The sequence below is a fragment of the Pseudomonas sp. genome, from assembly GCF_041601375.1.
Lineage (GTDB): Bacteria > Pseudomonadota > Gammaproteobacteria > Pseudomonadales > Pseudomonadaceae > Aquipseudomonas.
The window spans coordinates 17,716-27,347 of sequence record NZ_JBFIIG010000041.1 but is presented as its reverse complement, the minus strand read 5'-3'; the positions used below and the strand labels follow the sequence as shown (position 1 = coordinate 27,347).

At 63.5% G+C, this 9,632-nt stretch carries 12 protein-coding genes; 7 read left to right on the top strand and 5 right to left on the bottom strand.

Going from position 1 to position 9,632, the window contains the following annotated elements:
* From ABZE94_RS08240 to ABZE94_RS08230, 3 genes are all read left to right on the top strand, one after another.
* A partial coding sequence (locus ABZE94_RS08240) for a cytochrome ubiquinol oxidase subunit I (protein WP_372875050.1) occupies positions 1-276 on the top strand: 276 nt, incomplete at its 5' end.
* A gap of 2 nt (positions 277-278) precedes the next feature.
* On the top strand, positions 279-1,286 hold the full coding sequence (gene cydB / locus ABZE94_RS08235) for a cytochrome d ubiquinol oxidase subunit II (RefSeq protein ID WP_372875049.1): 1,008 nt from the start codon (positions 279-281) through the stop codon (positions 1,284-1,286).
* Positions 1,287-1,540: 254 nt separating this feature from the next.
* Positions 1,541-1,684 carry a DUF2474 domain-containing protein gene (locus ABZE94_RS08230; protein WP_372875048.1) on the top strand — a complete coding sequence of 48 codons (144 nt, stop codon included), beginning with the start codon at positions 1,541-1,543 and terminating at the stop codon, positions 1,682-1,684.
* 205 nt (positions 1,685-1,889) lie between these two features.
* Here the strand turns inward: ABZE94_RS08230 and ABZE94_RS08225 are convergent, their stop codons facing one another.
* Positions 1,890-3,014 carry a methyltransferase gene (locus tag ABZE94_RS08225; protein WP_372875047.1) on the bottom strand — a complete coding sequence of 375 codons (1,125 nt, stop codon included), beginning with the start codon at positions 3,012-3,014 and terminating at the stop codon, positions 1,890-1,892.
* A gap of 231 nt (positions 3,015-3,245) precedes the next feature.
* On the opposite strand from ABZE94_RS08225, the gene ABZE94_RS08220 reads away from it, so the two are divergent.
* Positions 3,246-4,022, top strand: a complete 777-nt coding sequence (locus ABZE94_RS08220; protein WP_372875046.1) for a ferredoxin--NADP reductase — start codon at positions 3,246-3,248, stop codon at positions 4,020-4,022.
* Between the two features lie 57 nt (positions 4,023-4,079).
* Here ABZE94_RS08220 and mscL read toward each other — a convergent pair whose 3' ends face one another.
* Together mscL and ABZE94_RS08210 are read right to left on the bottom strand one after the other, a co-directional pair.
* Positions 4,080-4,493, bottom strand: a complete 414-nt coding sequence (mscL, locus tag ABZE94_RS08215; RefSeq protein ID WP_372875045.1) for a large-conductance mechanosensitive channel protein MscL — start codon at positions 4,491-4,493, stop codon at positions 4,080-4,082.
* Positions 4,494-4,586: 93 nt separating this feature from the next.
* On the bottom strand, positions 4,587-5,333 hold the full coding sequence (locus ABZE94_RS08210) for an EAL domain-containing protein (protein ID WP_372875044.1): 747 nt from the start codon (positions 5,331-5,333) through the stop codon (positions 4,587-4,589).
* A gap of 142 nt (positions 5,334-5,475) precedes the next feature.
* On the opposite strand from ABZE94_RS08210, the gene ABZE94_RS08205 reads away from it, so the two are divergent.
* The 3 genes from ABZE94_RS08205 (at position 5,476) to radA (ending at position 7,697) form a co-directional block, all read left to right on the top strand.
* Positions 5,476-5,724: a YdcH family protein gene (locus tag ABZE94_RS08205; protein ID WP_372875043.1), complete on the top strand. Its 249-nt coding sequence runs from the start codon at positions 5,476-5,478 to the stop codon at positions 5,722-5,724.
* Positions 5,725-5,898: 174 nt separating this feature from the next.
* Complete coding sequence (locus tag ABZE94_RS08200; protein ID WP_372875042.1) at positions 5,899-6,168, top strand: YdcH family protein; 270 nt, start codon at positions 5,899-5,901, stop codon at positions 6,166-6,168.
* Positions 6,169-6,332: 164 nt separating this feature from the next.
* Complete coding sequence (gene radA / locus ABZE94_RS08195; RefSeq protein ID WP_372875041.1) at positions 6,333-7,697, top strand: DNA repair protein RadA; 1,365 nt, start codon at positions 6,333-6,335, stop codon at positions 7,695-7,697.
* 25 nt (positions 7,698-7,722) lie between these two features.
* Here the strand turns inward: radA and ABZE94_RS08190 are convergent, their stop codons facing one another.
* Entirely contained in the window at positions 7,723-8,094 is a 372-nt protein-coding gene (locus ABZE94_RS08190) for a PilZ domain-containing protein (protein ID WP_372875040.1), read from the bottom strand.
* 202 nt (positions 8,095-8,296) lie between these two features.
* Positions 8,297-9,550: a serine hydroxymethyltransferase gene (gene glyA, locus ABZE94_RS08185; RefSeq protein WP_372875039.1), complete on the bottom strand. Its 1,254-nt coding sequence runs from the start codon at positions 9,548-9,550 to the stop codon at positions 8,297-8,299.
* Positions 9,551-9,632: the final 82 nt, after the last annotated feature.

Sequence of the window (9,632 nt, the reverse complement as noted above, 5' to 3'; positions counted from 1 at the left end):
TGGATCATCCAGGGCCTGATGCGCACCGCCGATGCATCCTCGGGGCACAGCTTCGCGCAGATGAGCCTGACCCTGGCGCTGTTCGTGGTGGTGTACTTCGCCCTGTTCGGTGCCGGGCTCGGCTACATGATGCGCCTGGTGCGCAAGGGGCCGGTCACCGACGAGGGCAAGCAAGCCACCGAAGGCGGGCCCGGGCGCAGGCGCACGCCGTCGCGTCCATTGTCCGCCGCGGATGATGAGCTGGACGACAACGACACCCCGAGTGGAAGGAGTTGAGCATGGGCATCGATCTATCGTTGATCTGGGCGCTGATCATCGGCTTCGGCGTGATGATGTACGTGGTCATGGACGGCTTCGATCTGGGTATCGGCATCCTCTTCCCCTTCGTCAAGAGCAAGGGCGAGCGCGATGTGATGATGAACACCGTGGCGCCGGTCTGGGACGGCAACGAGACCTGGCTGGTGCTAGGCGGCGCGGCGCTGTTCGGCGCCTTTCCGCTGGCCTATGCGGTGGTCTTGAGCGCGCTCTACCTGCCGTTGATCCTGATGCTGCTGGGGCTGATCTTCCGCGGTGTGGCCTTCGAGTTCCGCTTCAAGGCCAAGGCGGATAAACGCCACCTGTGGGACAAGGCCTTTATCGGCGGCTCGCTGACCGCGACCTTCTTCCAGGGCGTGGCCCTGGGCGCCTATATCGATGGCTTCGAGGTGGTGGAGCGGGTCCATGTCGGCGGCGCCTTCGATTGGCTGACGCCGTTTTCGCTGTTCTGCGGGCTGGCGCTGATCGCCGCCTACGCACTGCTCGGCTGCACCTGGTTGATCATGAAGACCGCGGGTCGCCTGCAGCGGCAGATGCACGACCTGGCGCGGCCGCTGGTGTTCGTCCTGCTCGGCGTGACCGGCATCGTCAGCCTGTGGACGCCGCTGGCCCATGCCGAGATCGCCGCGCGCTGGTTCAGCCTACCCAACCTGTTCTGGTTCATCCCGGTGCCGCTGCTGGTGCTGCTATGCACCTGGGCACTGCTGCGCGCGGTGGCCAATAATGCCCAGTATTCGCCGTTCCTGCTGACCCTGGCGCTGATCTTCCTCGGCTACAGCGGCCTGGGCATCAGCCTGTGGCCGCACATCATCCCGCCGTCGATCAGCATCTGGGAGGCCGCCGCACCGCCGCAGAGCCAGGGCTTCATCCTGGTCGGCGCGCTGTTCATCATCCCCTTCATCCTGGGGTACACCGCCTGGAGCTACTACGTGTTCCGCGGCAAGGTGACTGAGGAAGACGGCTATCACTGAGGAGCTGTTCCCGGTCTGCTGCGCGTCGGCCCTGCTGCGTTAAAAACAGGCTCGGGTGCGAGCCCAGTCGGAATGCTCATTTACAGCAGTAAACTCCGCTTGATTCGCTGCGCTCACCCTGCGGGCCAGCCTACGGCTGTTACTGCGCTACGCTACGTGTCTCGCCTGCTTTGACCAGCCGGAGGCTGTTACTAACGTAGCGCCTTGCATGGCTCTAGCTCGCGAGACCTCGAATAGGTTCTGAAGGCCGCAAGATGAACGATGCAGAAGAGAAAAAACCGCTGTGGCAGCGCCTCGGCTGGCTGCTGCTGATCTGGTCCGCCAGCGTGCTGGCCCTGGGGCTGGTGGCCGGGTTGTTGCGCCTGTTCATGCAGGCGGCGGGGATGGGCGCGCCCTGATTAGCTGCCGATGCACGAGGTTTGCGTAGGGTGGGTTAGGCACATAGCTGGATTGTCCTGCGTTGCGCCTGTATTTGCTGTGCCGTAACCCACCATGGCGGCGACTCGGGCTTGTGTCTGGTGGGTTACGCGGCACCCGAATAGCGCTGTTGTTCGTGCATAAGGCGTTCCGTGCCGCTAACCCACGGTGCTACACCAATTGCGCTTATTTGATCGCCTTGAGCACCACGAACTTGGGCGTGGCCGCGACCTGCTCGACACCGCGGAACAGGCGTTTGAGTTTGGCGTGGTAGCCCAGGTGGCGGTTGCCGACTATCCATAGCTCGCCGCCGGTGACCAGGGCGGCGCGGGCCTGCTGGAACATGCGCCAGGCGAGGAAGTCGCCGACCACCTGCTGCTGGTGGAACGGCGGGTTGCACAGCACCAGGTCCAGCGAATCCGCCGGTTGTTCGGCCAGGCCGTCGCCGGCGCGGATCTCCACCGGGCGCTCGCCGAGCGCGGCGCGCCAGTTCTCCCGGGCCGATTGCACCGCCATATAGGATTCGTCGACCAGTGCCAGCTCGGCTTGCGGGCTGCCCAGGGCATAGGCGATGCCGAGCACGCCGTTGCCGCAGCCGAGATCTGCCACGCGCATGCGGCCGAGGTGTTTGGGCAGATGGGGCAGGAAGGCGCGGGTGCCGATGTCGAGGTCTTCGCGGCAAAACACATTGGCATGGTTGAGCAGTTCGATGGCCGGTTTGTCCAGGCGGTAGCGCGTGGGGTAGGGCGATACCGGCGCTGGTCTGTCTTCGGGCGTGGCCAGCAGCAGGCGCGCCTTCTTCACCGCCAGCGAAGCCTGCACCGGGCCGATGTACTTTTCCAACAGATCGCCGGCGGCACGCGGCAGGTGCTTGAGCATGCCGGCGGCGATGACCTGGGCGTCGGTGGCCAACTGGCCATGCAGGCGGATCAGCTGTTCTTCCAGCAGCGCCAGGGTCTTGGGAACGCGGATCAGCACCCGGTCGAACGGACCCTGGGCCGTTGCGCTGGCCGGCACGAAGCTGACCGCGTCTGCCGGCAAGTGATTGCGCGCCAGGTTGGCGTGCAAACCCAGCAAGCCCAGGTGCGAGTCGCCGCTGCTGGTGACCCGGGCATGGCCGGCCAGGCTGGCTGCCAGGGCGCCGAAGCTGTCGTTGAGCACCAGCACGTGTGCAGCCGCGGGCAAGCCCTGCGCATGCAGATGATTGAGCAGGTACTCGTCGGCGGCATCGAAGGCCTGCAGGGGTTCGGCCTGCTGTTCGGGCTGGCGGATCAGGTCGAGTCGGGCAAAGGGCGTAACGAATATAGGCATATAGACTGCTGGTGTTTGTTAAGGGCGCTTTGCGCGACACTGTGACAGACCGTTGAAAAACTACTGCGCTCGGCTAGGCCGCGTTGAAGTTGGCCTCGGACTGCTCATGTACAACTCGTACACTCCGCCTCCTCGGTTAACTTCGCCTTGCCTAGGCGTCCCCGCCTAGCCTTCGCTCACTACGTTTTTTAACGGCCTGCCAGATCTTCGGCACAGCAGAGGGAGTCAAGTATGACCGCCAGCGAAGACAAGTTCACCCGGCAGATCCTGAGTGATGTGCATGTGTGGTCGCCGAGCCTGTTCAGCCTGCGTTGTTCGCGGGATCCCGGGTTTCGATTCCGCGCCGGACAGTTCGCCCGCCTCGGCGTGCAGAAGGCCGACGGCACTGTGGTCTGGCGTGCCTATTCGATGGTGTCGGCGCCGCATGACGAGTTTCTCGAATTCTTCTCCATCGTCGTGCCGGGCGGCGAGTTCACCTCCGAACTGAGCCGTCTCCAGGCCGGCGACAGCCTGCTGGTGGACCGCCAGGCCTATGGCTTTCTCACCCTGGACCGTTTCATCGATGGCCGCGATCTCTGGCTGCTGGCCAGCGGCACCGGCCTGGCGCCATTTCTGTCGATCCTCCAGGACTTCGAGGTCTGGCAGCGGTTCGAGCGCATCGTCCTGGTCTACAGCGCGCGCACCGCCGGCGACCTGGCCTATCAACCACTGATTCATGGTCTCAACGACCTGGAGCACCTGGCCGAGTATGCCGGCAAACTGACCTATCTGCCGCTGGTGACCCGCGAACAGGCGCCGGGCTGTCGGCACGGGCGCATCACCACGCTGCTGACCAGCGGCGAGCTGGAGCGCGGCGCCGGCCTGAGCCTGACCCCCGAGCACTCGCGGCTGATGCTCTGTGGCAATCCGCAGATGATCGACGACACGCGAAAACTGCTCAAGCAGCGCGACTTGCAGCTGAGCCTGACCCGTCGACCGGGCCAGGTGGCGGTGGAGAATTACTGGTAATGGCGGCGAGCGACAGCCTGCGGATTGCGGATGACACCCGCCTGTTGGTGTTCCACTCTATTCCTTGCTCTGCTGGGCCTTGAGCAGGTCGCGAATCTCCGTCAGCAGGGTTTCTTCCGGGCTCGGCGCCGGCGGCAGGCTCGGAGCTACGGCTTCCTCGCGCTTGAGCCGGTTGATCACCTTGACGCCCATGAAGATGGCGAAGGCAAGGATCAGGAAGTCCAGCAGGGTCTGGATAAACTTGCCGTAGCTGAGGATCACCGCCGGCAGGTCGCCCTCGGCGGCCTTGAGGATGAGCGCCAGGTCGGTGAAGTCGACGCCGCCGATCAGCAGGCCGATAGGCGGCATGATCACGTCGCCGACGAAGGACGAGACGATCTTGCCGAAGGCTGCCCCGATGATGATGCCCACGGCCATGTCGACCACATTGCCCTTGACGGCGAAGGTCTTGAATTCGCTGACGATGCTCATGTGCCGCTCCCTGATTGAGATGATCTGCAGAGTGTAATGCAGTGCGCGGCACTTGCCAGGCGGGTGCAGTAGGCGGGCGTTTTTCACAGCCTCTCAGTAGGGAAAGCGAATCTCGGGCAGCATCTCGAAGCCCGGCTTGGCGAACAGATAACCCTGAAACAGCTCCACGCCCATGTCGCGTAGCGCATCGAACTCGTTTGTGGTTTCAATGCCCTCGGCGATCACGCGGATCTGCAGCTTGCGGCACATCTGCAGGGTTGCCTCGACCAGGATCTGTCGCACACTGTCCTGGTCGATGCCGCGGATCAGGGCCATGTCCAGCTTGATCAGGTCGGGCTGGAAGTCGGCCAGCAGATTAAGGCCGGCATAGCCCGCCCCGAAGTCGTCGATGGCGGTCATGAAACCCTGTTTGCGGTAGGCCCGCAGGATGCCTGTGAGATGGTCGATATCCAGCACCTGCTCCTGCTCGGTAACCTCGAAGATGATCCGCTCGAGCGGAAAGTCATAGCGCCGTGCCGCCTCCAGGGTGGCGCGGATGCAGGTCTCCGCGCGGTACACGGCGTTCGGCATGAAGTTGATCGATACCTTGGCCGGTACCCGCAGCTTTGCCGCCCATTCCACCGCCTTGATCCGGCAACTCTGGTCGAAGGCGTAGCGGTTGTCGGCATTGACCCGGGCCAGCAGGCTGCCGGCCGATTCGCCCGTCGCGCCGCGCACCAGGGCCTCGTGGGCGAAAATCTCTTGCCTGGCCAGGTCGAGGATCGGCTGGAAAGCCATGGTAATGGGGAATTCCAACTGTTCCCCGTCCCGGCAGGCGGAACAGCCTGAGGATGTACTCATGCGCCTTCTCCTGTGTGAGTCATGGCCGCCAAGTTAAGCAATAAAGTGCGGCTTGTATTCTGCTTTCTCGCTAATAGTCCAGGTTTTTGGTGCGAAGCAGCGAGCTGAACTAGTCTGATAGATACATTCGGAGGGTGTCGCCATGCCATTGCAATATCATCCACTCAGCCGCGAGTTTCCGCAGTTTGAAACACAAATGCGCGCCTTGCTGAAGGCAGATGGCCATTTCGCCCGCTTGGCCGAGGAGTACGAACAATTGGATAAGCGCATCTATGAAGTGATGGATGGCCGGGAGGCGATGGACGAGTTGCAGCTACAGGGCCTGAAAATGCAGCGGGTTACCCTCAAGGACGAAATCGAAACTCTGCTGCGCAACGGTGCGGCGGGTTGATCCGGGTCAAGGGGCGAGCCGGGGCAGGAGAATATGCTGAGAGCTTGTGAAAAAACGCTCGCCTACTGCGACTGCTTCTCGCTGCAGCGTTGCGCTGCGAACGTCTGGAGTCGGCCTCGTTACGGCGCTCGATATTTTCACAACCTCTGAGCAGTCATTCCCTGGAGTATCAGCATGCATATCGACCATCACCCCTTGGTCCATGATTTCCCCGAGCAGCCTGCCGAGTTGCACGATTTGCGTCAGGCCGACCCGGGCTTCGCCCGTCTGGCCGACGAATACGAGGCGCTGGATAAGCGCATTTGCCGCGTCGAGGATGGCGTCGAGCTATTGGCCGACGACGCCTTGACCCTCTTGAAGCGCGAGCGCGTTGACCTCAAGGATCAGGTGGCCAAGCGTCTCGCCGCGCCTGCCGCTCAGTGCTGCGGTTGCTGCAAGGGCTGAGAAACTCCCGCCTGCTGCCAAACGCCCACAGCGGCGTTGCGCTACGTGAACGCCTGGAGACGGTCTCGCTAAGGCCTTCGATATTTTCCCAGCCTCTGATCCGGCTCCCGATTGACGGCTGGTAAAGGCTATGATGCGGGCTTTCGTTTGAGGGAGTCCGCCCCATGGCCAAGGCCAAGCGCATGTACGGCTGCACCGAGTGTGGCGCCACCTTTCCCAAGTGGGCCGGGCAATGCGGCGAATGCGGCACCTGGAACACCCTGACCGAAACCATGATCGAAGCCCATGCGGTTGCGCCGAGCGGACGCAGCGGCTGGACGGGGCAGCAGGCACAGCTGAAAACCCTGGCAGAAGTCAGCGTCGAGGAAATGCCACGCTTTTCCACCGCATCCGGTGAACTGGATCGGGTCCTCGGTGGCGGTCTGGTGGACGGCTCGGTGGTGCTGATTGGCGGCGATCCGGGCATCGGCAAGTCGACCATCCTGCTGCAGACCCTGTGCAATATTGCCACGCGCTTTCCCGCGCTCTATGTCACCGGCGAGGAATCCCAGCAGCAGGTGGCCATGCGCGCCCGCCGCCTGGGCCTGCCGGAAGACAAGCTCAAGGTCATGACCGAGACCTGCATCGAGAGCATCATCGCCACCGCGCGCCTGGAAAAACCCAAGGTCATGGTGATCGACTCGATCCAGACCATCTTCACCGAGCAATTGCAGTCGGCTCCCGGCGGCGTGTCCCAGGTGCGCGAGAGCGCGGCCCTGCTGGTGCGTTACGCCAAGCAGAGCGGTACGGCGATCTTCCTGGTCGGCCACGTGACCAAGGATGGCGCGCTGGCCGGTCCGCGGGTGCTTGAGCACATGGTCGATACCGTGCTGTATTTCGAGGGCGAGTCCGATGGCCGTCTGCGCCTGCTGCGAGCGGTGAAGAACCGCTTCGGCGCGATCAACGAGTTGGGCGTGTTCGGCATGACCGACAAGGGCCTCAAGGAGGTCACCAACCCCTCGGCGATCTTCCTCACCCGCGCCCAGGAAGAGGTGCCGGGCAGCGTGGTGATGGCCACCTGGGAAGGCACCCGGCCAATGCTGGTGGAGGTGCAGGCGCTGGTCGACAGCAGCCATATGGCCAACCCGCGCCGCGTCACCCTGGGCCTGGATCAGAACCGCCTGGCCATGCTGCTGGCCGTGCTGCACCGCCATGGCGGCATCCCCACCCATGACCAGGACGTGTTCCTCAACGTGGTCGGCGGGGTCAAGGTGCTGGAAACCGCGTCCGACCTGGCGCTGATGGCGGCGGTGATCTCCAGCCTGCGCAACAGGCCGTTGGCCCATGACTTGCTGGTGTTTGGTGAGGTGGGCCTGTCCGGCGAGGTGCGCCCGGTGCCTAGCGGTCAGGAGCGCCTGAAGGAAGCCGCCAAGCATGGTTTCAAACGCGCCATCGTGCCCAAGGGCAACGCCCCCAAAGAGGCGCCGGCGGGGTTGCAGGTGATCGCCGTGACCCGCCTGGAACAGGCGCTGGATGCGTTGTTCGACTGAAATCTGGCTTCTGCAGGAAGGGCAGTCAGTCGCCTTCGCCGAGTGCAGCCAGTTCGCGTTCCAGTAGGGTTTCGTCGCCGAGGTTGAGCTCCACCAGGCGCCGCAGGTGGCTGATCGAGTCGAGGTCGATGTGCCGGCAGACGAAGCCGAGCAGCTCGCCATGGCTGCGGGTCAGGACCACTTCCATCTGCATGCGGGCGTCCTCGGCGAGCTGGATGCTGGCGTCGAAGGACTGATTGGGGTCGCCATCCCACTGCGGCGGACGTTTGACCAGCAGGCCCTTGAGCGATACGTCATGCAGCCCGACAGCCCAGCGCCGCTCCCCCTGAATGATCTCGGTGGGGGCATCGAAAGCGATGCGCTGAAAGCGCCTACGTTCGTTGCTCGTGTCGCTCATGCAAAAACTCCTGCGCGTTTTTGTCCACTATAGCCAAGGCTGGGGCGGCCGGCTTGGCTTTATGCGGCGCACCCGGGGCAAAGGCCCGATGCCTGGCCGGGAGATCGGGGGGCATTATCAATTGCTAGCAGCCAGGCGCTGGTTGCTGCGCCACTAAAAAGCCCGCCTATATTGGGCGGGCTTTTTCGTACTGCGGTTGAGCTTAGTTGCCGTAGACCGGGAACTTGGCGCAGAGCGCCTTGACCTGCTCGCGGATGCGCGCTTCGACCGACTCGTCGCCCAGGTTGGCGAGGATTTCGCACATCCAGCCGGCCAGTTGACGGCACTCGTCTTCCTTGAAGCCACGGGTGGTCACGGCCGGGGTGCCGATGCGCAGGCCCGAGGTGACGAAGGGCGAGCGCGGATCGTTGGGCACGCTGTTCTTGTTCACGGTGATGAAGGCGCGACCGAGGGCGGCGTCGGCGTCTTTACCGGTGATGTCCTGCTTGATCAGGCTGAGCAGGAACAGGTGGTTCTCGGTGCCGCCGGACACCACGTCATAGCCGTTGTCGATAAACACGCTGGCCATGGCCTGGGCGTTCTTCACCACTTGCTGCTGATAGGCTTTGAACTCGGGTTGCAGGGCTTCCTTGAAGCACACCGCCTTGGCTGCGATCACATGCTCCAGCGGGCCGCCTTGGCCGCCCGGGAACACCGCGGAGTTGAATTTCTTCTCCAGGGCTTCGTTGGCGCGCGCGATGATCAGACCGCCGCGCGGGCCGCGCAGGGTCTTGTGGGTGGTGGTGGTGACCACGTCGGCGAACGGCACCGGGTTGGGGTATACGCCGGCGGCGACCAGGCCCGCGACATGCGCCATATCGACAAAGAGATAGGCGCCAACCTTGTCGGCGATGGCGCGGAAGCGCGGGAAATCCAGGACCTGGGAGTAGGCGCTGAAGCCGGCGATGATCATCTTCGGCTTGTGCTCTACGGCCAGGCGCTCGACTTCGTCGTAGTCGATCAGGCCGGCATCGGTGATGCCGTACTGCACGGCGTTGTACATCTTGCCGGAGAAGCTGACGCTGGCGCCGTGGGTCAGGTGACCGCCGTGGGCCAGGCTCATGCCCAGTACGGTGTCGCCCGGGTTGAGCAGGGCCATGTACACGGCGGCGTTGGCCTGGCTGCCGGAGTGCGGCTGGACGTTGGCGTAATCGGCGCCGAACAGCTGCTTGGCGCGGTCGATGGCCAGTTGCTCGACCACATCGACGTATTCGCAGCCGCCGTAGTAGCGCTTGCCCGGATAGCCTTCGGCGTACTTGTTGGTCAGCACGCTGCCCTGGGCTTCCATCACCGCCGGGCTGGTGTAGTTTTCCGAGGCGATCAGCTCGATATGTTCTTCCTGGCGCTGGGCTTCTTGCTCCATCGCGGTAAACAGTTCGGCGTCAAAACGAGCAAGATTCAAATCACGGCTGAACATGGCAAATCCCCTGAGAAAATCAGCTGGGCGGTAGAAAGAGGGGGCAAATTCTACCCCATCTTGGCTAGACAGGGGTATGCGG